Origin of the sequence: Archangium lansingense, assembly GCF_026626635.1 — a bacterium.
GTDB lineage: Bacteria > Myxococcota > Myxococcia > Myxococcales > Myxococcaceae > Archangium > Archangium lansingense.
This window is the reverse complement of the sequence record NZ_JAPNKA010000001.1, coordinates 8027641-8052821: the sequence shown is the minus strand read 5'-3', so window position 1 is coordinate 8052821 and position 25181 is coordinate 8027641. Positions and strand designations below refer to the sequence as shown.

Genomic DNA, 25181 nt, shown 5'->3' with positions numbered 1-25181 from the left:
GTCTGCTCTGGGTGCCGCTGAAGCCTTCTTCCTCGATTCCGTGCTATCGAGACGCATGTCCCTGCCCGCCTCTCCGTCCCTTGCTCCCGCTTCATCTCCGTCACCCGCTCCGCCCACGACCATCGATCAGGTCATCCAGCAGGCCAATGACATCATCGACCAGTCGCTGCGGAAGCCTTCGCGCATCGGTTACTTCACCGCGCTCTACGAGCGAGTCACCGTCAACGTGAGGCGAGCGATCGTCGCGGGCAATGTCTTCCAGGACAACGACCGCATGGCGCGGCTGGACGTGGCCTTCGCCAGCCGCTTCCTGGCCGCCTGGAACACCTGGTCCTCCGGTGGCACTCCGACGAAGTCGTGGAAGCTGGCCTTCGACGCGCTGGATCAGGACTCCCCGTTGATCCTTCAGCACCTGCTGCTGGGGATGAACGCCCATATCAATCTGGACCTCGGCATCGCCGCGGCGACCGTGGCTCCTGGCCCGCAGCTGGCTGCGCTGAAGGAGGACTTCCACCGCATCAACGCCCTCCTGTCGCGGCTCGTTGCCGTGATTGAGGTGGAGCTCGGAGAGGTCTCTCCCCGGCTGAAGCGCCTCGAGGCCATCAGTCCTGACGGGGAGGACGCGGTGTTCAACTTCGCGATGGACGCGGCGCGCGAGGCAGCCTGGTTGCTGGCCGAGGTCCTCGCGCCGCTGCCCCAGGAGAAATGGGGACCGCTCATCGAGGCGCATGACCAGGTCGTGGCCGATCTGGGCAAGCTCATCCTCCATCCCGGAGCGCTGGTGGAGGGGGTGCTCGCGTGGATCCGCGCGGCCGAGTCGAACGACGTCGCCTACAACATCCAGGTGACTGGCGGGTAGATCGCAGAAGTTGAGAAATCCGGGCGCAACTCCGCGACGAACGATTCGACAATCGTTCGTATGAACAGCTGGTCCACTTCAAAGAACATATTCCGGAGTTTCTTCTCGGCCGCCGTGACGCTGGTGTTGGGCATGGCGGCCCTGACTGGCTGTGGTGGGATGGACCCGGAGGGGCTGCAAGGCGGGAGCCTTGACCCTGTCTCGGGACAAGAAGCGCTTGCCGCACCGTCCAACGTGCAAGCGTTCTACGCGGAAGGACAGTGGAGCACCCGTTTCGGAGTCACGGGCCCCTACTACGGCCCCGCTGGCCACCGGGGTCTCGATATTGCCGCCGGTGGCGGTCAAGCGATTCCCGCGCTGCGCTCTGGCATCGTCCGCCGCGTTCAGTACTCCTCCGTCGTGGGACACACCATCGCCATCGAGTCCGCACCAGGCGACTTTTCCGGGTACGCCCACGTCATCCGGACACGCGTGTCCGTGGGAGATTACGTCCAGCAGGGGGCCATCATCGCCTATGCGGCGAGCTACGGGGATGACCACGGGTCGGCGTGGACCGGGCCGCACCTCCACATGACCCGAGGCTCCACGGATCAATGCGCGTTTGGTGTGAGTGTCAGCGATCCCGCACCCCTCATCCGGAACGTGCTCGGCACTGGATCTGGCGGAGGTACCGGCACCGGTGGTGGTTCTGGGGGAATCCAGGTCAGCATCGAGGACGGAAAGACCCTCCAGCGTGTTGCCCAGCGGGGTGGATATACGGGCCCGGTGGATGGCGTACCGGGAGTCAACACGTGGAAAGGCGTTCAGACTGTCATCACGAACCGTGGCTTCTACTCTGGTCCCATCGACGGCATCCCCGGTGAGAACACCTGGAAGGGGGTCCAAAGGCTTGCACAACTGGGAGGGTACACGGGACCCGTGGATGGATTCCCGGGACAGTATACCTATCTGGGCCTCAACAACTGGTTGGCCCAGGACCCCGGGACACCTCCACCCGCAGGGATGAGCGGTGTCTACGGAATCGATGTCGGCACGACCCAGCGAGATCTGGACTTCAACGCCATTCGCAGTGTCGGCTATCAGTTCGCGATCGTCAAAGCAGGCGGCTCCAATGTCTCCCCCCTGTACGTCGCGCCGTACTATGCCCAGCAGGTTTCCCGAGCTCGCGCAGCCGGGTTGATCGTCGGGCACTACTGGGTGGCGGGCTCCACCAATCCCGCGGCTGACGCTCAGTACTTCATGGATCACCTGTATGACCATCGGCCAGGTGATCTCCTGGTGCTCGACAACGAGGCGATCGACGATGGCATCTTCTGGAACGATTCGATGACCGCGACCTTCATGCAAGCGGTCAAGACCCGCTTGGGGAAGGCTCCGTTCCTGTACACCTATTCGAGCCTGCTCACGTCCAACACCTGGACGCAGACCAAGGCCGTGGGCTCGAAACTGTGGATCGCCCACTACACGGGCACGCCGGGCAATCCGACGATCGGGTCGGCCTTTCCGACGTGGGAGATTCATCAGTACACGTCGTCCGGCAACCAGAATGGAATTCCTCTCGATTTGAACGTCGCGAAGCTGTCCGCGTTCACCGGACTGTCTCAACCACCGAATGGCGCGACTCCTCCTCCGCCGACGGCCATCCCCGGTGGTGGCTCGGGCGGTGGCGATCCCGCCATCACCATCGAGCAGGGAATCATCCTGCAGAAGCTGGCCCAGCGGGGCGGCTACACAGGCCCTGTTGATGGCGTTCCGGGCGCCAATACCTGGCTCGGGGTGCAGAAGCTCCTTCGTGACCTGGGGTACTACGACGGTCCTGTCGATGGAGATCCGGGCATCAACACCTACAAGGGATTGCAACTGCTTGCCCAAGACGGTGGCTACACGGGTCCCATCGATGGCATCCCTGGGCCCAATACGTATAACGGGATCCAGGAGTACCTGAACGGGTCCGGCGGCGGTGTGCCCCCCGTCACCAACAGCCAGGGCGTGACGCTGCAGCGGGTGGCTCGCGCAGCCGGGTACACCGGCGTCGTGGATGGCGTCCCCGGCACGAACACGTGGAAGGGAGTCCAGCAGGTCCTCAGCGGCTACGGCTACTCGGGGCCCGTGGATGGCGTCATGGGAACCAACTCGTGGAAGGGGGTTCAGCGTTTCGCGGCGAAGGGCGGCTACACAGGTCCTGTTGACGGGGTGATGGGAACCAACTCCTGGAAGGGCGTGCAGACCGTTCTGCGAGGCTTTGGCTACACGGGCCCCATTGATGGCGTCATGGGAACCAACTCGTATGCGGCGCTTCAGCGGGTGGCGCGCCTGGGCGGGTACATGGGCCCCGTCGACGGCGTGATGGGGGTGAACTCGTGGAGGGGCCTCCAGACCTTCTTGAGCGGCTCTGGATACACGGGGCCCATCGATGGGGTGCCGGGAACCAACACCTATAAGACGCTTCAGTCCCTGGCGAGCCGAGGCGGCTACGCTGGCCCGATTGATGGCATCCCCGGACCCAATACGTACGCGGGCCTGGCGAACCTTCTGGACTGAACAGGGCACTCTCCGCGGCGTCTCGTGACTGATTCGAAGGCGGAGCGCGGGCGTTCAGCTCAAGCCGTCCGTCTCATCCAGGGTGCCCCACCGGCTCATGGCCATCAGGAGGTAGACCCGTCCGGACCGCACCTCCCCCGTGCGCACATCGTGCGACTCGAATTCGAGCATGTCCTCGTCGTCGATTCGCGTAGGTCGCATGATGGCCCGGTCGTTGGGCCCCACGATCTTCCAGGCGCGGAGCTCGAGGTCGAGCACGAGGATGGACGTCTGGAGGACCCGCTCCAGACGGTCCCAGTGCTGGGCGGCGAACCAGCGTGAGTTGCTCGACCAGACGAGCACATCTCCGAACACCCATCGGCCCAGGGTGTAGCGCTCGGACTCCATGCGGATGCCGTCGACCCGCATGCGGAAGAGCGCCTGCCCCTGGAAGGTCTCTCCCGTTCTATTGTGGCTCGACGGTGTTGAAGAAAGACTTGATGACCTGTTTGCCCTTCACCTCCCAGACGATGACCTGTCCCTGACGGATGAAGTAGCTGTCACCCGCCTTGAACAGATGGCTCTGGCCCGTGCTGTCCGTGATGGTGACCTGTCCCTCGAGGATGGTGGCGTGCTCCGTGAAGGGGAACGTCACCTCGAGCGTGCCCGTCGTTGCCTTGAAGAGCCCTGCCGTCACGCCATTCGCGCTGTAGTCGATGCGGGCGAAGATCTGGGGATCGCCCTCGAGCACCCGCCCGCCCAGTTCCTCCGGTGGCCCGAGCGGGATGAGGCCCGACTCGTCCACGGGCCCGCCCCGAGGGGAGTAGACGATCATCGCGGTCGCCTGCTCCATCGAGTCGGGCTTGCTCCCGGGGCCGTCGTTCGCCACGGGCTCACCCGTGCAGGCGCTCACCAGACACGCGAGCGCGATGAATCCCAAACCTGGCCATCGGTAATGGCAGACGCGACGAGCCATGCGCCCTCCTCGGTTCCAGCGGTCTCGCACGTTTCGCATCCATCTGGATGCTCTATCCATGCGCAAGCTGATTGATATGGGAAAAAGAACCTTCCCACCACGCACCCGGGGAGCGTTTCCTTCCGCACTTCGGCGGCCACGGAAGATTCCGCTATGCAGCTGTCAGGGCTGGAGCCCCCTGTGTCAGGGGGCTCCTCTACCGGGGGGAGCTTCCAGAGGTCGCCGGCCGGCTATGGCTGGGTGGGCAGCAGCAGGGCGTCTCGGACCTCTGCTGGCGGGTGTTCGTTGAGCGCCAGGTAGATCTCGAACCACGCCAGATATGCACGCCAGGAGGGGTCGCGCTGGTCGATGAGGGTACGTCGCGCCTGGCCCAGACGCTTGGGCACATCGAAAGGCACCTTCGTGTTTCCATTCGAGTGCAGCTGCGCTGCGAACCAGAGCACGCCGAGCTGACCGGCATCGACCGGTGCGTGGGTGCGCTCCATCAGGGTGTCGGCGTGCTCGAGCGCCTTGCCCAACCAGCGGGCAGCCTGCGCCGTGTCCTGGCGATCCACGGCATTCTCGGCCAGTCGCATCTCCGCCAGTGTCACCGCGCGGATGTCCTCATCGCGATCCGACTCGGCGAACTGCTTCAGGAACAGCTCACGCCGCTGTTCGAGTGCGCGGGCGGCGGCGTCCAGGTTCCCAAGCTTGGTCTCCGCATTGGCGCGCAGTCCCGCGGCGATGATGCGATAGGAGCGCTGAACGTGCTGGGGTGTGGCGCGCGCCCATCTCAGCGTGGCTTGCACGTCTGGGGTTGCCAGGTCGCGATCCACTTTGTCCAGGTCCTCCAACGCCCGCTGGGGCTGACCCGCCCCCAGCTCCGCGGCGCAGCGGGCTAGCCGCACCACCAACCGGTTGCGCAGACCCGCCGCGTCGCTGGGGCCCGCTTCCACGGTGGGCAGTTCGCGATCGTAGAGCGCCAACGCACGCTCGAATCGGCCCGCGGCGAGGTTGTAGAGCGCTGCGCGATCCAGTGCCAGGGTGGTGAATTTGGCCAGCTTCGGTGTGGCGTCCACCATGGCCAGGGCCTGATCCGCCGCCTGCGCTGACTCTTCTTCGCGACCGACGTGCAGGAGCGCCCGGGCGCGGGCAAGGGACACCGCCAGCCCCGCCGCGTTGTCCACGTAGGGCAACTTGTCTCGTTGCTCGAGGTAGCCCAGGGCGATGTGGAAGTTGCCCACCTGGGTGTGCAACACACCCAACGCGCCGAGGAGCATCGCCTTGTAACGGACGTTGTTTCGCACCAGGTCCAGGGCGATCAAGTAGTGCCGGTTGGCGCGCTCGGCGGCGGAGGGATTGTGACCGCGGAGGAAGTCCTCGTGCTGAATGGCTCCATAGAGGGCATGAACCGCGCGCTGGTTCTTGAGCTCCTGCCACGATGCGCGCAGCTCCTTCACGGCCGCCGCCACCATCTCGGCGTGGGCGCGGTCATCCAGCTTGGGCAACTTGCGCGCCATGAGGTAGGCCTTCACGAAGTGCGTGAGCGGCCTGGCCATACTGGCGGAGGTGGTGGTGACTTCCTTTTCCACCACCTCGGGGCTGACGCCGGCACGCAGACGCAGGCTCATGGACTCGATGGCACTTTCCAGTGAGCCAGTCCGTTGCGTCACGAGGTCGAAGTCCGCACGGGCATCGTCCAGGCGCTGCCTGCCCAACCGGCGGTAGGCGCGGCCCATGATCGCGCGGCGATACAACCGTTCGGCCCGGCGGCGTTCCTCGGTACCGGGCAGGGCGTCGTCGACGTAGACGGTTGCCAGCGCCTCCAGCACGCCGTCGGCGCCGAGGCCCGCCGCGCGCTCGACGGCGTCTTGCACCAGTGCTCGCCGGCGAAGGGGATCCGTTTGCTGATGGTAGAACGCGATCAAGGCATCCCGGACGGGGCGGGGGGGACGCTCTTCGTGCACCGCGTTGACGTGCCGGCCCAGCTCCAAGGCGAACGCATAGGCCGAGCCAGGGGGGGCCGAGGCGAGTGCCTGGGCCATGGCCGCATCCGCCTCGTCGTAGGGGCGTCCCCGGTACAGGGCGCGGACGGCGGCGCGAGCGAAGTCGAGCTGGTCGTCGTCACGAAACGCTTTGTTCATGGAGAGCTGGCGGCCGGCTTCGACCAGGGCCTCTCGATCGTCAAGCTTGCGGTACAGCGAGTCCGCCTGGTCGAAATAGGCTTCCAGCACCGCGCGCGGCGTGGTGTCGGTCAGCTGGGCTGCCTCCAGCTCCTGACGCGCGAGCGTGAAGTCGCCGGCGGCTTCCGCCAGTTCACTGCGCACCACGTGTTGAAAGACGGCGGAGGGCGGGCTGGGCGCGGCGGCGGGATCCAACGCAGCCATGCGCTGCCGTTCAGCGTCGTTCAGCTCGTCCATCATACGGCCGCGTTCGCGCTCCTTCATGGCACGCCGGTGGGCGATGAGGAGCTGCAGCGGCTCCGCCAGTCCCGCTGTGGCGGGATCGCTCACCGAACACATATGGCGGGCGTAGAACTCCGCCGCATCGAAGTCCTCGAACGCCAGGTGGAGCTGGCTCAGGCGCATCATCAGCAGACGGCGGGGTTTGGGCCGGGCTTCGAGCAGCAGGCGGTGGCGATAGAGCAGGAGCTGGTCCGCGCGCTTGCCAACCATTCTCAATTCTTCGCTGAGACGAGGAACGTCCCAGGTGCTGGGAACCTGGCCGTCCAGCGGCAGTTGATACACATCCAGCGTTCGATCGCGGGAACAGGTCGCGATGAGTGTCGTGGCCGCGGGCGCTGGGTACTGGCAGTTCCAGGCCTCGCTGGTGAGTTGGCTCGGACTGGAGGCGGCGGCCAACTCGGGTGCGTCCTCGCGCTCAGCGGAGAAAGGCACCCGGAACAACACTCCGCTGTCGCTGGCGTCGATCACCCCGTCCGCATTGGAGTCCGTGAAGAACTGCACCACGTACAGGAAGCGCCCATCGAGCGTGAACACCGGCTGTCCGGTCTGTCCCGGAAGATTGAGCGCCAGCGGTATGGGGGCCGCGCCGGGGCGATCCAGCCGAAGTGCCTCCAAATGGTGCGAGGCACGTGCGGCGAATCCGGGGCCTACCTGCTGCACCGAGCGTTCGATCGGGACGTACACCAGCCAGCGCCCATCGGGTGAGATGGTGGGACTGGTCAGATTGCGATCGAGCAGGGGAGTCACGCTCAACTTGCGCTCCACCGAGACCCGAGACAGTCGCAGATTGCCCTGGATGGTCGCCCGGCTCACCAGCGCGATATTCGAGGCATCGATCCATTCCGCCTGCAGCGCGCTGGTTTCTTCTTCGAGGCAGCGGCGGCCCTCCGCACTGGGCAGCTCCCGCACACACAGCTGACCGCTGGCCTGGTTTCGGAACGAAATGTAGAGCAGGTGTTTGCCGTCGGGACTGACCCGCGGCCAGGTCACGTCGGCGCCTTCATCGAAGAGGCGGCGCTCGCGGCCCTGTTCCAGATCCTGTGCGTAGATCTCGGTCGCGATGTTGCGATTGGACACGAAGATCAACCTGTTTCCCTTGGGCTCCAACTGCCCCAGGAAATGGTCTCCCACGCCCACGGTGAGCCGTGAGAGCGTGCGGATGCCTCCGTCGTTCTCATCGTCCTGCGCCCAGGCACCGCCCGCGAGGAGAACGGCCAGGGCCATGAAGCACCAGCCACGAGGCGTCAGCACTTCTTCTCTCCCCAGGTGCCGTCATTGGCTTCAACCCAGCCGCCGCACACCACCCCCTCCGCGTGCACCTGTTGCCAGCTCCGGCGCACCGCCTCTTGAGGCACGCCAGGACGGACCGCCCGCATCCACTGCCACAGCTGCTGCCGGGCCCGGTTCACCCGCTCCACCAGGGCGACGTCATCGGCCGACAAGCGTCCGGCTCGGCATTGGCGCCGGGTGTCCACCAGCAACCCGTCCCGCCCTTCGCCCACGCAGTGGCGTCGCAGCAGCTCGTCGACGCGGTCCGCCTGTGTCTTGCCGGTGTTCTCGACCAACGGCGTGGGTTGGATGCCCAACTCCTCCAGTTGATTGGGCGTGAGCGGCACCGGCGTCGGGCTCATGCCCGCGCGAGCGAGACGCTGCTCCACGTCCTTGAACGAGCCTGAGGCCTGTTCCTCGAGCGCCGTCGCGCGATCGACCATGACGATCTCAGGGGCGCGGATGCACCCGGGAAAGGCGAGGGCGGCAAGCAGCAGCAACCCGCAGCATTTCATGGCGTGGCCTCCGGAGGGGACATGGAGTTGATGAGACGGTCGACGATGGGACCCATGGGGATTCCCCGGATCTCGTCGATGCTGAGCAGCTTGGCCAGGCCGCCCATGGTGATGCTCAAGCGGCCGAAGCCATGGTTGAAGCTCACCCGTACGTGTTCTGGGTAGCCCAATCCCAACGCGTAGCGGACGCGGTTGGTTGCGGGATCGGTGTGGCGCGGATCCTCGAGATCGAGCAAGTCGAGCAGGTGGCGGTTGCCAATGCGAAGGATCTCCGCGCGTCCGTTGACGCTGCGATCCTTGCCGGAGATGACCACGGCGGCATTGCCGTCAAAGGGCTCGCCCCGGGACGATTTCACGCCGGTCGCCCGCACGTGTGCCTCCAGGGTGGAGTGCTTGCCCTGCCAGTCCAACATGCACTGTCCGGTGACACGCCCACCGCGGACGCCCATCTCCAGCTGACTGATGGAGACCCTGCTCTGGTTGATGGACAGGTTTCCGGCCATGGGGGCGATGGAAATGAACGGCGTGGTGATGCTGCCCACCGAGATGAAGCCGTTGCGTGAGAGCAAGGGGTGTTGGTCGGCGAACCGATGCATCGAGTACGGGTTCACGTCGATGTCGCTCAGCAGCTGCACCTGGCCTTGGGTGAACTCCACGTTTTCGGTCAGCGGCACGCTGCCATCGAGCATTTCGATCGCAACCCCCGACTCCGGTAGCCGCAGGTTCACGTTGTGGAGGAGAAGGTCGGCGAGGGTTCGGAAGACCACCAGGTTGGGCGAAGCCACCTGGAAATTGACCGTGACCTTGCCGCTGCTCTCGATGAGGCCGGGCCGCGTGAGTTTGGACATGTCCTGCTCCAGCTCACCGCGGAGTGCCAGACGCCGCCGGTCGTCGCTGAGCTCGAGCCGGCCTTTGACTTTCAACTGAGTACTTGTCCCCGCATTGGTCAGTTGCAGGTCGGGGAGGTGAATGACGCCATTGGGCTCACGGCGCGCGGAGAACGACCACTCCAGGTCCTGAACAGGGTAGGGCAGCGCTGGCCTTTGTTCGAGGGAGCGGACCTTCAAGAGTTGTTTCAGCTCGATCTCGCCCGCTTCCAACTTCTCGGTGAAGGTGGCGGTGGTGTCGCTGGACACGTCGGCGAATGACAGCCGGCGCTCGCTCATACCCACCGAGAGTTTTTCCACCGTCAGGTTGCTGTGGACGAGTCGCCGTGGCCCATCGGCAAGCGACTCGACCTCCCAATGCAGAGCGGGGAGGTTGAGCGACTGGGAAGCTTGTCTCCAGCGGATGCCGCGCACGTCCACCACCGCCTTTCCCTCGAAGCTGGCAGTACGCAGAGGGGAGGGGACCATGCTCGGAGTTCCATCGGCGGCGATGTCCGTGAGCACGCCGAGCAGCGTGCCATGCAGCTCGACGTTCAGCGCGAGCCGCGAGGGATCCAGTTCCGCGGGAACCTGAGCCTTGGCCAAGAGAGGTGTCAGTGCACCGAGCGGCGGAAGGTCGCCCTTGATGTCACAGCGAAGCGCGCGGGCTTTTCGGTCGAACGCCAGTGCGGCATCGAGTGCGAGCTTCAGCCCTGCATGGCTGGTGAGCCCTAGCCGGAGCGACGGCTTTCGGCGATCGAGGTCCAGCGTCAATGTCTGGTGCTGGGAACCCGCGTCGTTCTCACCGACGCGCAGCCCTTCGATTTGAAGGTCCAGCTCTCCCTTGTGCCGCCAGGTATCTCCTTGCGAACGCACCACGACGGCGACGTTGCTGGCCGACACGTCGTCCCACCCCGGTCGCTGCAGGCGCAGCTCCGTTCGGTGCTCCAATCGCGGCGAGGAGGAGAAGAGCGCGGCCAGTCTGCCCGTGGAGGCCAGCTTCACGGCCAGGTGCTGCCAGGAATGCGTGCGGCAACCGATTCGGGGATGAAGGGCCGAGCGGCGGCGAGGTCCGGGGTCTGGACGGCCAGGGTGTACGCCACCTCGTGGGTCCCTTTGGTGGCATCCAGCGACGCGTGCACCGAGCCAACGTCGAGCTCCAGACGGGCGCGGGCCCGGCTCAGCTGCGGCTCGTCCAACAGAGGGAACGCGTCCGACACGTTGAGCTTCACGTGCACGGGGCCATTCAGCACCTCGCGTCCATCCGCCGTGACCACCTGGAGCCCCTCCACGGGCACGTCCGCTTTCAGTGCGAAGGGCGGCTCACCCGCCAAGGGGGCATGGAGATGAAATCCCAAACGTTGAGCAGTCGCACGGAGCCCTGAGTCGCGGACGTCCACTGCATCCACCATTCCGGACAGGGCCGCATCCCCCGCAACCTTGATGGGCGAGGAGAGGTCTGGCCGCAGCTGGTGACCCTTCAATTCGCCGTGGGCCTTCGGAACACGAAGCGTGGTGGGCCCCCTGACATCGAGCCCCTGGAGCGCAAATGAGAGTTGAGCGGCCAGCCCCTTTTGGGGATCGGGTGTCGCCAGCAAGGAGACGCGCCCACCGTCGAGTGCCACCCGAAGAGCGTCTTGAACGAGCTGGAACTCGGTGACGTCGACGTCCAGCTCGAGTTTGCCTTGGGCTCCCAGCTGCGGCATGGCGCTGAGCGTGACCTCCTGGGCGTCCAGATGCACTTTGCCGCGCTCGATGGAGAACGGACGCCAATCAGCGGGGACCTGATGTAGCAGCCGTCCGAGATCAACATCCGCCAAGGCCCGCGTCACGACTGGAGGAACCTCCGCTGCATCCGGAAGCACCAACTGGGCTTGCACTTCAGCGCTGTCGGTCAGCTGGGTGCGGTCCAGCTCGATGGCGATGTGCCGCTTCTCACCATCGAACTTCGCAGAGGCTGTGCCGTGCAGCAGGGCGCGGACCGTGAACTGAGGATCGAAAGTCTGCCGCGCGACATCGAGGTCTACCCGCGCGCGCGCGGCCGACGCCCCTGCCTCCGCCGAGAGGGTCAGCTCCAGCTGGGCCAGGGCTGACGGAAGGGCTGCGCCTTCACGGCTCAACTCCAGTGAAAGCGGCGTCCCGGCCTGGCCGATGTTCGCGAAGACCTTCCATCCACCGTCCTGATGCTTCGCTTCGACTGCGGCTGCGAGTCCACGCAAAGCCCAGCGCTCGAGCACCTCACCGTTCCGAACACGGATGTAACTCAACGCCACGCCCGACACTTCGACTTTCCCAACGGGAGGCGCGGAGGCCAGGAGGGCAGCGGCCTGTTGAGAGGCTCCGAGTGGCGCTTCAGCGGGAGGCGGCTCAGGGGCTTCCGGCCCCGTCAATCCAGTGAAAGACGAGGGCCCTGCATCGTCGGCCACCAGGGTAAAGGCCACGTCCCGTACCGCCACTCGCTCCACCTGGGTGGTCCCACTCAGCAGAGATCGGGGCGACCATTGCGCCTCGAGAGTGCCGACGCGCAGCAGCTCGGGCGCGACGGTCTGAAACGGCGACGGGGTACGAACCACCAGCCCCTCCAGCCGCAGGCCGGAGAGCACGGAGACCTGTATTGCTTGGTAGTCCAACTGCAGGCCGGTGGCCGCTTCAACCCTGGAGACGATGCGCTGTTTCAGCCAGGGACGGTCGAGGTTGTGCAGAGCGGCCACCGCCGTGACCAGCACCAGCGCGAGGGTCACAACGGGAAGCAGGAGCACGCCTGCGATGATTCGAGCCAACCGCTGGCGAGGTCGTCCAGCTCCAGAGGAGTCCATGATGTTCGGTTGGGATCGAGCCCTCACCCGCGTCCTACCATGTGGCGGAATCGGGTTTCAATCGCCGGGACTCGGCGGGTCCGGCTCTTGCAAACCGGCCTCGTCAGATCGCCCGCGTCATGAACACGCTGAAGGGGTCGTCGGTGTAACCGTCGAACGGGCCGCAGCGGACAAAGCCTGCACTTTCGTAGAGCCGGAGCGCGGGAATGAACGCCGCGGACGAGCCCGTCTCCAGCCACAGGCTTTGTGCGCCCCTCTGCCTCGCCTCCGCGATGAGGTGCTCGAGCATCGCCCTCCCGACTCCACGTCCGCGGAAAGCGTCGGCCACGCGCATCGATTTGAGCTCGCTGCGCTGGGCGTCGAGGCGCTTGAGCGCTCCGCAGCCGGCGATCTCCTCCCCGAACCAGGCGGACCAGAACGTCACGTTGGGTTGCCGCAGCTTGTCGATGTCGAAGGCGTGCACGCTTCCCGGGGGGGAGTTCGCGTGCATGCCGGCGAGGTGCCCGGCGATCAGGGCGCGGGTCGGCTCACCGGAGAGGTCATCAAGGTGGAACCTCAAGGGCAGGCTCATAGGCAGGTTCACCACTTCTACCACGGGCATGGGCCCCGTCGCAGAGCAGCGGGGCATCGGCACGCTGGGCCCGCTCGTGTTGACAACAGGAGCCCCGCCGCCATATCCCCCCACGCGTCCTTGGTTCCTCCACGATGCAGTGGGGGCTTGAGGGAACCCGGTGTGACTCCGGGACTGCCCCGCAGCGGTGTACGGGAACGACCGCCGTCAAAGAGCACTGGTCCTCGTGACGAGGACTGGGAAGCGACGGCCAGTAGAAGGGGAGGCTCACCGCCATCCCCGAGCCCGTGAGTCCGAAAACCTGCCAGGACCCGTGCCTCTGGCACGGCATGAACCGAGGCTTCCGAGGGGAGGCGGCGGATGCGCGGTCGTGTGCGTCCTGCATCCATCAGGCCGTGCTCCCCATGCATCCTCCGTCCTGTCCTCGCCGAGGCCAACTGCGCCCGAGGGGGCGAGGAGCTGCATGCGGATGATGACGGACATGAAGAAGGCGGGGTTCCCGGACCGGGCCCCATGGGCTCTGTGCGCGTTGTTGCTCGGAGTGTTGGCCACAGGCTGCGAGCCCGAGTGCGTCGATCAATTCGACTGCGCGAGGCTGGGCAGCCCTGGTGTGGACAAACGGTATGTGTGCGAGTCCAACCAGTGCGTCCCGCGGGACATCCCGTCCACGCCGGTGCCAGATGGCGGGACATCGGCGGACGCGGGTACGGATGCCGGCACGGACGCGGGTACGGATGCCGGCACGGACGCGGGTATCACCTGCGCGTCCGCGCCGCATGATGCGAAGCTTGGCACGTTGCAGCTCCAGGCGGGCTTCACCGCCGCCGAGTCCGCCCCGCTGCCCGCGGGCATTGGCGCGATCGCTCCGCTCACCCGCTCGGCGACGCCCGCGCTGTACGGCCTGAACAGCGATGAGAGCATCTACGCGCTCGGCACCTGGCCGAACATCGTCGCCAGCACCACGCCGCTCTACCCCATCGTCGCGCCAGCCGACCAGGGAGCCACGCGCTTCCTCAGTGGCTTCCTCGCCAGCGATGGTGTCCGGGTGACGGCGGGCTACACGCTGGCGGACGTTTCCGGAAAACTGGCCATCTACGACACCTCGTCCCCGGGCGCGTCCACCTATGTCTCCTCCACGGGAAACTACTCCGTGGTTGGCGTGGAGGGCGCGTTCCTCATCAACAGCCTGAACATCGAGGGCGTGAGCGGAAGCACTCCCGCCATCTACGCGTTGAAGACGGGAAGCACTCCGTTCCAGGGCACGACGTTGGCCACGTTCCCGGCCGCGGCCCGATTCAGTGGCTACAACGCCCTGGCGAGCAATGGCATCGCCGCGTTCGGCTACGCCGAGGGCTACAACAACTACCTGCACGCGGTGGCCCCGGCCACGTACACGGCAGCGCTCTCGGCCGGGACGAGCGTGAACCTGACCGGCGCGGACACACCCGAGTTCTTCAAGTCCGACGATGTCCTGGGCGCCTCCGGCTTTGGCGCGGGCGTGGCCATCCTTCGGGGCTTCTATGATGGTGAGAACTACTCCGCGCGTCCCCGGAGCATCGTGCGTGTCCCGCTGACGTTGACGGGCTCGGGGAACACGGCCGTAGTGGTGGGCACGGCCGAGCCGGTGCTCGATGTCGCCGACAGTTGCACCCGCGTGGTCCTCACGGCCCCGCTGGGCGAGGACCTGCTCCTCGGCGTGCAGGACAAGAACGGCCGCCGGCTCGTACGCCTCCAGCTACGAACACAGTAGGCCGCGCGTCGCGCAGGTGGCCCCCTGGCCCGTCCTGACGGTGGATGGGCCGGGGGGTGGACCTGCTCATCCCCGGGGACCTATTCGGGAACGGTCTGACCGTCGCGCGGGTGGAGCTGGAGAGAGTCGGGCCGAGGACCCACCAGCAGGCGCCGCTCGTCCCAGCTCCATACGCCGTCCGTGCGCGGAGGGGGCGGCCCGCCGAACGTCGGCAGCTCCGTCCAGGGCACGTCCGTGAGATGTGCGCCATGGCGGCTCAGGACATCCGACAATGCGTCCAGCGAGGTGATGGCACCGGACTCGAACTGGCGCCCTCCACCGGTGAGGCGGTAGACCCAGCCGCTGGGAGTGGTCGTCGTGTCCAGGAAGATACGGAGGCCGTCGGTCATGGCGCTCTCCTTCACGTGACACGCTCCAGGGTCATCGCCAGTCCCTGCCCCACGCCGACACACAGGGTGGCGAGCCCTCGGCGGGCGCTGCGTCGCTTCATCTCGTGCACCAGCGTGGTGACGATACGGGCGCCGCTCGCGCCCAGGGGATGGCCCAGGGCGATGGCGCCGCCGTTGACGTTGACGCGCTCCGGGTCCAGCTCCAGATCCCTCATGCACGCGAGCGCCTGGGCCGCGAACGCCTCGTTCAGCTCCACCAGCTCCAACGTACCGGCCCCCCAGCCGGCCCGCGCCAGTGCCCTGCGCGTGGCGGGCACCGGGCCCACTCCCATGAATCGCGGATCCACCCCCGCGCTGGCGCTGCTCACGAAACGCGCCAGGGGTACCCGGCCCGAGGCCTGGAGGGCCCGCTCGCTCATGAGCAGCACCGCCGCCGCGCCGTCATTGAGCGGCGACGCATTGCCCGACGTCACGCTGCCCCCCTTCTTGAAGGCGGCCTTGAGCGAGGCCAGCTTCTCCATCGACGTGTCCACGCGCGGGCCCTCGTCGGCCTCCACCCGCACCGGTGCGCCCTTGGGTTGGGGCACCTCCACCGCGACGAGCTCGTCGCCGAAGCGCCCCGCGCGTTGCGCGTCCACCGCCTTGCGATGGGAACCGAGCGCGAAGGCGTCCTGGTCCTCACGGGAGATGCGCCACTGCTCGGCCACGTTCTCCGCGGTCTCCCCCATGGCCTCCAGGGGAAAGCGCTCCGCGAGCCGGGGATTCGGATAGCGCCAGCCCAGCGCCGTGTCCCAGGCCTCCCACTTGCCGGAAGGAAAGCCCTCCTCCGGCTTCGGCATGGACCAGGGAGCGCGCGTCATGGACTCCACGCCACCCGCCAGGACGACGTCCGCCTCGCCGAGGCGGATCATGCGGCAGCCCTGGATGACGGCCTCCAGCCCGCTGGCGCACAGGCGGTTCACGGTGACGCCGGGAACGGACAGGGGCAGCCCCGCAAGCAGCAGCGCCATGCGGGCCACGTTGCGGTTGTCCTCACCGGCCTGGTTGGCGCAGCCGAGGACGACCTCGTCCACCTGCGCGGAGTCCAGCCCGCTACGGGCCAACAGCGCGGCCAGCACGTGCGCGGCGAGGTCATCGGGCCGCACGGACCGGAGGGCTCCACGATGGCGCCCGATGGGACTTCGTACCGCGTCGACGATGAAGGCTTCAGACATGGAAAGGCTCCTGGCGAGGCCGGACATCAGAGGTAGAGCCGCTTCGGGTCGAGCCGCTCACGCAGCAGCCGCAGCACTGGTGCCGCCGGGGCGTCCGCGGTCTTCAGCTCCTCGGCCACCTTGAGGGGCCAACCGCAGGCGTCCTTCACCCGCTCCACGGTGACGCCCGGATACACCTCGGTGAGCACTGCCTCGCCGGTGGCGTCGAACGAGAGCACGCCCAGGTCGGTGATGATGCGCGTGGGCCCTCCACCCGGCATGTCGAGCTCCTTGCGGGTCTTCCCGTTCATCCGGTGGCCCGGGCTGGTGATGAAGTCGCACCGCTCCACGAAGGTGCGCCGGCTCATTCGCATGACGATGAGCAGACGGCGTGCATGGACGGCGATCTCGCAGGCCCCACCGCTGCCGGGCAGGCGGACCTTCGGCTGCGCGTAGTCGCCGATGACGGTGGTATTGATGTTTCCCCACCGGTCCACCTGTGCGCCCCCGAGGAAACCCACCTCGATGAGCCCGCGCTGGAGCATGCACTGGAAGATGTCCGCCTGGCTCACCACCGCCAGCGAGTCCGTCACCAGCGAGGGGTCGCCGATGGACACCGGCAGCCGTTCGGGGATGGCCCCCACGGCACCGGACTCGTAGATCATGAACAGCCCGGGGGCGTGCGTGGCCCGTGCGAGGTTGCACGCGAGGTTGGGCAGCCCGATTCCCACGAAGACGACGTCGCCATCGCGCAGCTCCTGGGCCGCGCGGAAGGCCATGTGCTCGGACGCGGTGGCGCCGGCTCCTGGCTCAGTACCCATAGTCCACCCCCTCACAGACACGCGCCTTCGCGCGCAGCCGCTCCAGCAGTCCGGACTCCAGCCGCTTCAAGTAGCCCTGCCGGTCCGCGACGCCATGGACGAACTCCTCGAGGTAGTCCCGGTACGTCTCGGGCTGCCTCGAGATGTCCTCCCACTTCACGTAGAAGTCGTTGTCCCGGTCATAGAAGCCCTGGACGAAGCTCGGGTGGCAACCCCACGGCTCATGCACGACGTGGCTGACGATGATGCCGGGGACCACCGTGCGGTTGGGGTCCTTGCGCAGCACCTCGGTGGGGACGATCTGCTCCGCCACCACGATGACCCGCCGGGCGGCGAAGGCGACCTCCTTCTGCGAGCCCAGCAGGCCCCACACCTGCGCGTTGCCCTGCGAGTCCGCGCGCTGACAGTGGATGATGGCCACGTCCGGATGGAGCGCGGGCACGGTGGCCAGCTCGGTGCCGGTGTACGGGCAGCGCACCGTCTTGATGGCGGGGTTGGCCGAGGCGATGTCTCCGCCCGAGTAGTTGCGCAGGGGCCAGAAAGGAAGCCCGGCGCTGCCCGCGAGCAGGCGCGAGAGCAGCCCGAAGTGGGAGTACTCCTCCAACTCCAGCCGCTCCGCGGCACCGGCCTCACTGCGGCGCCGCAGCGCGTGCAGGCTGCCCACGCCGGGGTTGCCGGCCCAACTGAAGACGAGCTTCTTCACACAGCCCGCTTCGATGAGCTGGTCGTAGACGAGATCCGGGGTGAGCCGGATGGCGGTCAGGCCGGAGATGCCCTGTCGGATGATTTCATGGCCCGCCGCGAAGCAGATGAGATGGGTGAAGCCATCGATGACCAGGGAGCTGCCCGGCTTCACCGAGTCGGCGATGGCCTCCTTCATCGAGCGGAGCTTGTTCACGTGCGCACCTCGGGGTGACGGGCATCGAGCACGTCCATGCACTCGCCGAGGATGTGGAGCATCACCTCCACCTCATGTCGGCGCACCACCAGCGGCGGGGCGAAGCGGATGGTGGACTTGCCGCAGGACAGCAGGAGCAGGCCCTTCTGGAAGGCGAGCTGCTCCAGCTCCGCGACATAGGTGGCCGCGGGCTCGCGGGTCCCCGGCTGGACGAACTCCGCGCCCACCATCAGTCCCACGCCGCGCACGTCGCCGATGACCGGGTGCAGGCGCTGGAGCCCGCGCAGGCCTTCCTGGAGAAGCTCGCCGGTGGCGCGCACCTCCTCCAGCATGCCCTCCACCACGTCCAGGGTGGCGAGCGCCGCCGCGCAGCACAGCGGGTTGCCACCGTAGGTGCTGCCATGCGAGCCGCGCGGCCACGTCATGACGTCCTCTCGCGCGATGATGGCGCCCAGCGGCATGCCGGAGGCGATGCCCTTGGCGGACAGGAGGATGTCCGGCATCACCCCGAAGTGCTCCGCGGCGAACATCCGGCCCGTGCGGCCGATGCCGGACTGGATCTCATCGAAGACGAGCAGGATGCCGTGCTGGTCGCAGATGCGGCGCAGCTCCTGGAGGAAGCTCGCGGGAGGGACGACGTAGCCTCCCTCGCCGAGGATGGGCTCCACGAAGATGGCCGCCACCTCACGCGGATCCACGTGGTTGACGAACCAGTCCTTCTCCAAGGCGTGGGCCGCGTTGCAGGAGGGCTCGCACGCGTTGGGCGGGCAGCCACGCGCGCAGCGGTAGGGGTTCGCGTAGGGGACATGGATGACGCCTGGCAGCAGCGGACCGAAGAAGGCGCGCTGGGTCACCTTGGAGGAGTTGAGGGACAGCGCCCCGTAGCTGCGGCCGTGGAACCCGCCCTTGAAGGCAATCACATACGGGCGGCGGGTGTGGTAGCGCGCCAGCTTGAGCGCACCCTCCACGGCCTCGGTCCCGGAGTTGGTCAAGAAGACCTTCTTGGGCCCCATCTCCGGCAGGTAGCCGGCGAGCCGCTCGCAGAGCCGGGAGAACACGTCGTAGTAGAAGTCCGTGCCGCAGATGTGGAGGAAGCGCTCGGAAGCGTCACGGATGGCGCGCACCACCTGGGGATGCGAGTGGCCCGTGGAGGTCACGGCGATGCCAGCCATGAAGTCCAGGAAACGGTTGCCGTCCACGTCGTACACCCAGGGCCCCTCGCCGCGCTCGATGACCAGGGGGTATTCCTTGATGTAGGAGGGCGAGGCGTAGCGCCGGTCCTGCTCGATGATGACGCGGGCGTTGGGACCGGGAGGCGCGACCTTCACTTCGGGATAGAGGGTTTGCATGGCTCAGCCCATCCGGGTCTGGGATTGCTCGCGCATGAACTGCGCGACGTAGTAGGGACCGCAGCCGCCCTTGCCGGTGGAGCCGCTCGCCTTCCAACCGCAGAAGGGCTGCACGCCGGGCCATGCGCCGGTCGTGGCCCCCGTGCGGCGGTTGGCGTACAGCACTCCGGCCTCGGCCTGGTCCATGAAGAACTCCACGTCCTCGGGCCGCTGGCTGAAGATGCCAGCGGTGAGTCCGTACTCGCAGTCATTGGCCTGCTCCACGGCCTGCTCGAGTGAGCGGAAGCCCGTCACGCCGACGAAGGGCAGGAACAATTCCTCGCGCATCAGGCGATGCCCGTGCGGCAGCTCCACCACGGTGGGCGCGACGAAGTGCCCCCCGGCCTGTGCGCCACCGATGCGGAGCTGCTCCCCGCCCGCGTGGATGACACCCTCTCGCCGGGCCTCGGTCACCGCCTGCTCGAAGCGGCGCACCGCCGCGGCGTTGATGACGGGGCCCATGTACACGGAGGCGAGGCTGGGGTCTCCCACCGCCGTTTCACGGGCCTTGCGCGCGAGCCGCGCGAGGAAGTCGGCGCGCAGGTCCTCATGCACGTAGATGCGGGAGAGCGCGCTGCACTTCTGGCCGGAGAGGCCGAACGCGGAGCGGTAGCAACCGTCCACCGCCGCTTCCAGGTCGGCGTCGCGGCAGACGATGGCGGGGTTCTTTCCGCCCAGTTCCAGCAGGCAGGGCCTGGGGCGCCCGGCCAGGAGCCGCTGCTGGATGTCGGCGCCCACGGCCCTGCTGCCGGTGAAGGTGACGCCATCGATGCCAGGGTGGCGCACCAAGGCCGCGCCGAGCGTCTCGCCCTCGCCGTGCAGGACCTGGAAGACACCGTCCGGCAGGCCCGCGTCCACGAGCGCCTGGTGGAGTCCCTCCGCGCACCAGGGCGTCTCCTCGCTGGGCTTGAGGATGACCGCGTTGCCGCCGAGCAACGCCCCCGCGCTCATCCCCGCCGCGAGCGCGAGCGGGAAGTTGAAGGGAGAGATGACGGCGAAGACGCCGTAGGGCCTGAGCACGCTGCGCGTGTCCTCGTGCGGGGACAGCCGTGCCATGGGTCGTGCGAAGCCCTGGGCTTCCTCGAGCTGGCTGGCGTAGTAGCGCAGCAGGTCCGCGGACTCCTCCACGTCCCCCAGTGATTCGAGCCGGCTCTTGCCCACCTCCAGCGTCATGCGTGCCGCCAGCACCAGCCGGCGCTCGGACAGCAGGTCCGCAGCCCGCCTCAGGATGCGGACGCGCTCCGCCCAATGCGTGGCGCCCCACACCCGCTGCGCGCTCCGGGCTCCGCGCACCGCCCGGTCCACCTCGGCCACGGGCGTGCGGTGGAAGCGTCCGAGCACTTCCTCCGGCGCCGCGGGGTTGCGGCTCTCCAGGAGGTCTCCACTCCGGAGGGCTGTGCCGCCCACCCAGGAAGGGTACTCCCCGCCGAGCCCACCGCGCACGTCCATGAGGGCCGCGTCGAACTGCCGATGAAGCTCCGAGAGATCCGCGTCGAGAACCGAGTATGTGATTCGAAAAGTCATGGGCGCTCCCCAAGGCGGGTGATGCCCGCCACCAGTTTCTCCACCAACTCGTCGGCCTCGGCCTCGGTGATGACCAGCGGCGGGCCCACCATCACCAGGTCGCCATCGGTGCCGTTGGCATGGCCCGTGTTGGGCCACAGGATGAGCCCGTCCTCGAAGAGCAGGGCCAGCAGCCGCTCCACCACCTTGCGCGAGCGCGCGAAGGGCCGCTTGGACTCCTTGTCCTCGACCAGTTCCACTCCGGCCATCAAGCCCACACCCTGCACGGCACCGACATGCGGCAGGGGCAGCAGCGCCTCGCGCAGCCGCCGCTGGAGATACGCGCCGACGCGCGCCGCGTGGGCCACCAGGCCGTGCTTCTCGTAGTAGTCGAGCACCGCGACGCCCGCGGCCGTCATGCAGGGCGCCTGCAGGTAGGTCTGGGCATGCATGAAGCCACCGGAGCCCTGGCGCATCTCCTCCAGGTGCTCCTGGCGCACGAGCACGGCGCTGAGGGGCGCATAGCCGCCGCTGAGTCCCTTGCCGAGCACCAGCACGTCCGGCGTGAAGTGGAACTGCTCGCTGGCGAAGAAGCGCCCCGTGCGTCCGCAGCCACACATCACCTCGTCCGCGATGGTGAGGATGCCGTACTTGCGGCAGAGCGCCCCCACCTGCTCGAAATAGCCGGGCGGTGGCACCGACGCACCGGCCGAGGAGCCGATGACGGGCTCGGCGATGAAGGCGGCGATCGTCTCCGGCCCCTCGCGCAGCAGGGTCTCCTCCAGCAGCCGCAGGTAGTGCGCGGTGCCGTCGCGCTCGTAGTCCTCCAGCCCCGAGCGGTACGGGTAGGGTGCGGCCGTGGTGACGACCTCGGAGAGCATCGGCCCGAAGAACTTCTTGTAGTGGGGCCGCCCCGACAGCGAGAGCGCGTACAGGGTATTGCCGTGGTAGCTGGGGACGCGGGTGATGACCTTGGCGCGCTGGGGCTGGCCACGCTCCACCCAGAGCTGGCGGACGAACTTCACCGCCGCCTCCGTCGCCTCGGAGCCGGAGCCGAGGAACGCGGCGCGGCTCAGCCCTCCGGGAGCATCGGCGCAAAGGCGCGCGGCGAGTGTCTCGGTGGCGTCACTGGTGAAGTGGTTGCCGTTGACGTACGCGACGCGCAGGAGTTGCTCGTGGATGCGGTCGGCCACCTCCCGATTGCCATGTCCCACGCTGGCGACCAGCGCGCCGGCTGAACCATCCAAGTAGCGTCTGCCCCGTGTATCGAAGAGGTAGACGCCTTCGCCGTGGGATACGACGGGGAAGTCGCGGTTGAGCTGCCGCAACAGTACGTGGCCATCCGGGTAGCGGACGGTAGGTCGGGTCTCCGCTTCGCTGCGCATTGGTGCTCCTCCACGACGTCGGCCCTCTCCGAGCGGTTCGGCCGCCCGGTGTGAACCCGCGTGGATGGAGCTCCGTCACGACGCGCCAGCCCACGGCGCATCCGGCCCCGCGAGGAGCCGTTGACCGACCTCCGCCCCCACGGGCGGACTGGTAGACGCGATGGGAGGGAGAGTCAGTACCCGAGCGATGGGAGAATGAACGGATGGACCGTGCCCCAGGCGCTCGGACCTTCCCGCCTCCCCTCGAGGCTCCAGGTCTAGACCTCGCGTGGATTTCTCCCACGCGGGGATGCGGGCAGGTCTTCGGGCTCGTGAGCGCTTCGGCGATACAGCCGCCGGCTTCCTACTGCTCGTCGCTTCCCAGTCCTCCAGGAGGACCAGTGCATGTGACGAGGGTCGTTCTCACATACCGCTGCGGGGCAGCCCCGGATTCAAACCGGGTTCCCTTTCAAGCCTGGGCGCAAGGCCCCGGCACCAGCATGGCGCGGTCTATACCGCCCGCGTCTTTGACCTGTCAAGCAACGCACGGGCGGGCAGGACTCGCGCCAGGTCGGCGTTCGCGCACCGCATCACCCTTCGATGTGGCGCTCCGCGAACCAGTCGAGCGCGCGCTCCCACAGGGGGCTTGCGGTTCGCCGGAAGTAGCCCATGTGCCCGATCGGTCCAAAGTCGTGCGGATCGATGTCGATGAGATCGACCTGGGCGTTTCGGTAGGCATTGAGGAGAAACGCGTCGCGCGAGCGCGGCGGCGCCCACGCGTCATCCAGGGCGTTTGCCGCGGCGAGCGGGGCACGCACGCGCATGCACAGCTCCCGCAGCTCCGTCGCGGTCGGATCGTCGAGGAAGTAGTGCGGATACCGGCACCAGCGCCGCCATTGGTGGTACACGCCGAGCGGCAGATCCTCGCCCATGTCGAGCAGGCTCCACGGCAGGTATCCCTTCCATCGCACGAGCGGCGGGAGGACGACGTTCCAGATCAACTTCACGCGCACACGCTCCAGCGGCGTCATCCAACCGTGCCACCCCGCGCCCGCTCCGAAGACGTAATGTGCGGCCACGTCGTCCTCGTTCGGGAGCAGCCCGATCGCATGCCCACCGAACGAGTGGCCGACGACGAAGAGCGGGACCGTGTCGCTGGCCATCTGCTCGACAGCCGCCGCGAGATCGAGCCGCGCCCAGTCCACGAACGACGCTTCAAAGCCAGCGAGAGACTCGGGCTTCGACTGTCCGATGCCGCGATAGTCGAACGTGAGCGTGGTGAAACCACGGCTCGCCGCGTACCCGGCGAAGCGCGCGTAGTACGTCTGCGGCACGCCGGTCGCGCCGGCCACGACGATGTGGCCGCGGAGCGCAGAACCCGCTCCAAATCGCATAGCGGTCAGCGAATAGCCGTCCGATGCGAGGAGCGTCATCCGTTCGCCAGGGGGCAGCGCACTCATTATCAGGGAACTCCTCGGTCGCACGTGGCTCGAACTGGTCCGACCATCGGACCAGTTGCGCGAACTCGCGTCCGGCGTCGCGGGGAACGGTCAACGGCCGTGGAAGGTGGCTGGGCGCCGCTCCATGAATGCCATGAGGGCCTCCCGGGCATCCTCGGTCACGGCGAGTTGCATGATGGCAGGTAGCAGCTTCGCGGCGGCGGCGCGCTCCCCGTCGAGCACCGCGGTCCGTGCGCTCTCGAGCGTCGCCTTGATGGCGAGAGGAGCCTTCGACGCAACGCGGGCGGCGATGCCCATCGCGGTGTCCATGAGCGCGTCGCGCGCCACGACACGCTGAACGAGGCCCAGGCGATGCGCCTCGCGTGCGTCCAGCGCATCACCGGTGAGGAGGTACTGCATCGCGTTTCCCCAGCCCATTGTCTGGACCCAGCGCGCCGTGCCGCCGCCGAACGGGAAGATGCCGCGGTCGATCTCGATCTGCTCGAACGTGGCGTCTTCCGAGGCGATGGTGATGTCGCCGGCGAGCATCAACTCGATTCCGAGTGTGAGGCACTTGCCGTGCACTGCGAGGATGAGCGGCTTCGTGCGCGCCGGCCCGTGGGTTGCCCAGGGGTCGAGCCCCGCCGAGCGGAACAGCGAGTCCGCTTCTCCGAGACGCGGGAAGACGTCCATCAGGTCCAGGCCCGCGGTGAACACCGGCCCGTGCGCGAACAGCAGCATCACTCGAATCGCTTCGTCGGCTTCGGCGCGCGCGAACGCGGAAGAGAGCTGCTCGATGAGCGCGATGTTCATCGCATTGCGCTTGTCGGGGCGGTTCAAGCCGATCTTCCGGACGAATCCAACCGTCTCTTCGGTGACGAGCGTGGACATGCAGAGCCTCCGTTGTGGCCGACGGGCCGATGAGTAAACGACCGTTAAGCTAACGGGCGTTTGCCATTCGCCGGGCATGCTGTCAAGCTGGCCGCGTGAGGTATTCGAAGGAACACACCGGGGATGTCAGGCGGCGCCTCATCGCTGAGGGCGGTCGCCACGTGAAGGAGCGTGGAGTGCAGGGGGCTGGCGTCGACGGCATCGCCCGCCGCGTCGGGCTCACCGGTGCCGCGCTGTACACGCACTTCGAGTCGAAGCAGGACTTCCTCTGCACCGTCCTTCGTGAGGAGCTGGGGACGAGTGCACGGCGCTTTCTCTCGGCGGACGTGACGTTGGACGAGGCGCTCGCGCGCTACCTCAGTCTCGCGCATGTCCGCAACCCCGCGGCGGGCTGCGCGCTTCCTGCGATCACGTCCGAGGTGGGGCGCAGCGACGAGGAGGTTCGGCAGGCGTTCGAGGCTGGGCTCGCGGAAGTCGTTCGCGCTCTCGGCGAGAAGCTGGGGAGCCACGATGAGGCGCCTGGTGTCCTCGCGGCCGCGCTTGGGGCCGTAGCACTGGCTCGCGCGCTGCCGGACGACGCGAGCGCGCTTGCCGTTCTCGAGTCGGCACGTGCGCTCATCACTTCAGCGCTTCAAGCGAACGCATCCAGCAGGCGGCAACGACGAGCGAAGCCGTCCGCTGGCAGTGGGGACGAATAGTCTCCTCCATC

At 67.4% G+C, this 25181-nt stretch carries 20 protein-coding genes and 2 riboswitches; of the genes, 4 read left to right on the top strand and 16 right to left on the bottom strand.

Features of this window, described 5'->3' with window-relative positions; genetic code table 11:
* Positions 1 to 55 precede the first annotated feature (55 nt).
* Complete coding sequence (locus tag OV287_RS32145) at positions 56 to 859, top strand: DUF5995 family protein (protein WP_267537860.1); 804 nt, start codon at positions 56 to 58, stop codon at positions 857 to 859.
* 132 nt (positions 860 to 991) lie between these two features.
* The gene (locus OV287_RS32140; protein WP_267537859.1) at positions 992 to 3400 is read left to right on the top strand and encodes a GH25 family lysozyme; all 2409 of its coding nucleotides are present in this window, start codon (positions 992 to 994) and stop codon (positions 3398 to 3400) included.
* Positions 3401 to 3454: 54 nt separating this feature from the next.
* Here the strand turns inward: OV287_RS32140 and OV287_RS32135 are convergent, their stop codons facing one another.
* The 7 genes from OV287_RS32135 to OV287_RS32110 form a co-directional block, all read right to left on the bottom strand.
* A complete protein-coding gene (locus tag OV287_RS32135) occupies positions 3455 to 3808 on the bottom strand; it encodes a hypothetical protein (RefSeq protein WP_267537858.1) in 354 nt (117 codons plus the stop codon).
* A gap of 37 nt (positions 3809 to 3845) precedes the next feature.
* Positions 3846 to 4355, bottom strand: a complete 510-nt coding sequence (locus OV287_RS32130; RefSeq protein WP_267537857.1) for a cupin domain-containing protein — start codon at positions 4353 to 4355, stop codon at positions 3846 to 3848.
* A 230-nt stretch (positions 4356 to 4585) separates the two neighbouring features.
* Positions 4586 to 8050: a TolB-like translocation protein gene (locus OV287_RS32125; RefSeq protein WP_267537856.1), complete on the bottom strand. Its 3465-nt coding sequence runs from the start codon at positions 8048 to 8050 to the stop codon at positions 4586 to 4588.
* The gene (locus tag OV287_RS32120; protein ID WP_267537855.1) at positions 8044 to 8583 is read right to left on the bottom strand and encodes a DUF1318 domain-containing protein; all 540 of its coding nucleotides are present in this window, start codon (positions 8581 to 8583) and stop codon (positions 8044 to 8046) included. Before OV287_RS32120 ends, OV287_RS32125 begins: the two co-directional genes overlap by 7 nt.
* The gene (locus OV287_RS56250) at positions 8580 to 10454 is read right to left on the bottom strand and encodes a hypothetical protein (RefSeq protein ID WP_308809756.1); all 1875 of its coding nucleotides are present in this window, start codon (positions 10452 to 10454) and stop codon (positions 8580 to 8582) included. The genes OV287_RS32120 and OV287_RS56250 overlap by 4 nt, the downstream gene beginning before the upstream one ends.
* Entirely contained in the window at positions 10451 to 12229 is a 1779-nt protein-coding gene (locus OV287_RS56245; RefSeq protein ID WP_308809755.1) for an AsmA family protein, read from the bottom strand. The genes OV287_RS56250 and OV287_RS56245 overlap by 4 nt, the downstream gene beginning before the upstream one ends.
* 139 nt (positions 12230 to 12368) lie before the next feature.
* Entirely contained in the window at positions 12369 to 12836 is a 468-nt protein-coding gene (locus OV287_RS32110) for a GNAT family N-acetyltransferase (protein ID WP_267537854.1), read from the bottom strand.
* Between the two features lie 103 nt (positions 12837 to 12939).
* Positions 12940 to 13159: riboswitch (cobalamin riboswitch) on the top strand.
* Positions 13160 to 13305: 146 nt separating this feature from the next.
* Here OV287_RS32110 and OV287_RS32105 point away from each other — a divergent pair.
* The gene (locus tag OV287_RS32105) at positions 13306 to 14586 is read left to right on the top strand and encodes a hypothetical protein (RefSeq protein ID WP_267537853.1); all 1281 of its coding nucleotides are present in this window, start codon (positions 13306 to 13308) and stop codon (positions 14584 to 14586) included.
* An 80-nt stretch (positions 14587 to 14666) separates the two neighbouring features.
* On the opposite strand, the gene OV287_RS32100 is transcribed toward OV287_RS32105, so the two are convergent.
* The 9 genes from OV287_RS32100 to OV287_RS32060 all read right to left on the bottom strand — a co-directional run bounded on the left by OV287_RS32100 (position 14667) and on the right by OV287_RS32060 (position 24472).
* Positions 14667 to 14975 carry a hypothetical protein gene (locus tag OV287_RS32100; RefSeq protein WP_267537852.1) on the bottom strand — a complete coding sequence of 103 codons (309 nt, stop codon included), beginning with the start codon at positions 14973 to 14975 and terminating at the stop codon, positions 14667 to 14669.
* A gap of 11 nt (positions 14976 to 14986) precedes the next feature.
* Positions 14987 to 16189: a thiolase family protein gene (locus OV287_RS32095; RefSeq protein ID WP_267537851.1), complete on the bottom strand. Its 1203-nt coding sequence runs from the start codon at positions 16187 to 16189 to the stop codon at positions 14987 to 14989.
* Positions 16190 to 16215: 26 nt separating this feature from the next.
* Positions 16216 to 16989, bottom strand: a complete 774-nt coding sequence (locus tag OV287_RS32090) for a CoA-transferase subunit beta (protein ID WP_267537850.1) — start codon at positions 16987 to 16989, stop codon at positions 16216 to 16218.
* Positions 16979 to 17887: a CoA transferase subunit A gene (locus OV287_RS32085; protein WP_267537849.1), complete on the bottom strand. Its 909-nt coding sequence runs from the start codon at positions 17885 to 17887 to the stop codon at positions 16979 to 16981. Before OV287_RS32085 ends, OV287_RS32090 begins: the two co-directional genes overlap by 11 nt.
* Positions 17884 to 19236 carry an acetyl ornithine aminotransferase family protein gene (locus tag OV287_RS32080; RefSeq protein ID WP_267537848.1) on the bottom strand — a complete coding sequence of 451 codons (1353 nt, stop codon included), beginning with the start codon at positions 19234 to 19236 and terminating at the stop codon, positions 17884 to 17886. Before OV287_RS32080 ends, OV287_RS32085 begins: the two co-directional genes overlap by 4 nt.
* Before the next feature lie 3 nt (positions 19237 to 19239).
* The gene (locus OV287_RS32075; RefSeq protein ID WP_267537847.1) at positions 19240 to 20799 is read right to left on the bottom strand and encodes an aldehyde dehydrogenase family protein; all 1560 of its coding nucleotides are present in this window, start codon (positions 20797 to 20799) and stop codon (positions 19240 to 19242) included.
* Positions 20796 to 22163 carry an aminotransferase family protein gene (locus tag OV287_RS32070; protein ID WP_267537846.1) on the bottom strand — a complete coding sequence of 456 codons (1368 nt, stop codon included), beginning with the start codon at positions 22161 to 22163 and terminating at the stop codon, positions 20796 to 20798. The genes OV287_RS32075 and OV287_RS32070 overlap by 4 nt, the downstream gene beginning before the upstream one ends.
* Positions 22164 to 22440: 277 nt before the next feature.
* A riboswitch (cobalamin riboswitch) is annotated at positions 22441 to 22657 on the bottom strand.
* A gap of 75 nt (positions 22658 to 22732) precedes the next feature.
* On the bottom strand, positions 22733 to 23602 hold the full coding sequence (locus OV287_RS32065) for an alpha/beta hydrolase family protein (RefSeq protein WP_267537845.1): 870 nt from the start codon (positions 23600 to 23602) through the stop codon (positions 22733 to 22735).
* Positions 23603 to 23692: 90 nt separating this feature from the next.
* Positions 23693 to 24472 carry a crotonase/enoyl-CoA hydratase family protein gene (locus OV287_RS32060; protein WP_267537844.1) on the bottom strand — a complete coding sequence of 260 codons (780 nt, stop codon included), beginning with the start codon at positions 24470 to 24472 and terminating at the stop codon, positions 23693 to 23695.
* Between the two features lie 161 nt (positions 24473 to 24633).
* Here OV287_RS32060 and OV287_RS32055 point away from each other — a divergent pair, with 161 nt between their 5' ends.
* Positions 24634 to 25170, top strand: coding sequence for a TetR/AcrR family transcriptional regulator (locus OV287_RS32055; RefSeq protein ID WP_267537843.1), 537 nt, complete (start codon positions 24634 to 24636; stop codon positions 25168 to 25170).
* Positions 25171 to 25181: the final 11 nt, after the last annotated feature.

Excerpts from the sequence above, each read along its gene's own strand:
- OV287_RS32145 (WP_267537860.1), top strand. The coding sequence starts at position 56 with ATGTCCCTGCCCGCCTCTCCGTCCCTTGCTCCCGCTTCATCTCCGTCA.
- OV287_RS32140 (WP_267537859.1), top strand. The coding sequence starts at position 992 with ATGGCGGCCCTGACTGGCTGTGGTGGGATGGACCCGGAGGGGCTGCAA.
- OV287_RS32135 (WP_267537858.1), bottom strand. The coding sequence starts at position 3,808 with ATGCGGGTCGACGGCATCCGCATGGAGTCCGAGCGCTACACCCTGGGC.
- OV287_RS32130 (WP_267537857.1), bottom strand. The coding sequence starts at position 4,355 with ATGGCTCGTCGCGTCTGCCATTACCGATGGCCAGGTTTGGGATTCATC.
- OV287_RS32120 (WP_267537855.1), bottom strand. The coding sequence starts at position 8,583 with ATGAAATGCTGCGGGTTGCTGCTGCTTGCCGCCCTCGCCTTTCCCGGG.
- OV287_RS32110 (WP_267537854.1), bottom strand. The coding sequence starts at position 12,836 with ATGAGCCTGCCCTTGAGGTTCCACCTTGATGACCTCTCCGGTGAGCCG.
- OV287_RS32105 (WP_267537853.1), top strand. The coding sequence starts at position 13,306 with ATGATGACGGACATGAAGAAGGCGGGGTTCCCGGACCGGGCCCCATGG.
- OV287_RS32100 (WP_267537852.1), bottom strand. The coding sequence starts at position 14,975 with ATGACCGACGGCCTCCGTATCTTCCTGGACACGACGACCACTCCCAGC.
- OV287_RS32095 (WP_267537851.1), bottom strand. The coding sequence starts at position 16,189 with ATGTCTGAAGCCTTCATCGTCGACGCGGTACGAAGTCCCATCGGGCGC.
- OV287_RS32090 (WP_267537850.1), bottom strand. The coding sequence starts at position 16,989 with ATGGGTACTGAGCCAGGAGCCGGCGCCACCGCGTCCGAGCACATGGCC.
- OV287_RS32080 (WP_267537848.1), bottom strand. The coding sequence starts at position 19,236 with ATGCAAACCCTCTATCCCGAAGTGAAGGTCGCGCCTCCCGGTCCCAAC.
- OV287_RS32075 (WP_267537847.1), bottom strand. The coding sequence starts at position 20,799 with ATGACTTTTCGAATCACATACTCGGTTCTCGACGCGGATCTCTCGGAG.
- OV287_RS32070 (WP_267537846.1), bottom strand. The coding sequence starts at position 22,163 with ATGCGCAGCGAAGCGGAGACCCGACCTACCGTCCGCTACCCGGATGGC.
- OV287_RS32065 (WP_267537845.1), bottom strand. The coding sequence starts at position 23,602 with ATGAGTGCGCTGCCCCCTGGCGAACGGATGACGCTCCTCGCATCGGAC.
- OV287_RS32060 (WP_267537844.1), bottom strand. The coding sequence starts at position 24,472 with ATGTCCACGCTCGTCACCGAAGAGACGGTTGGATTCGTCCGGAAGATC.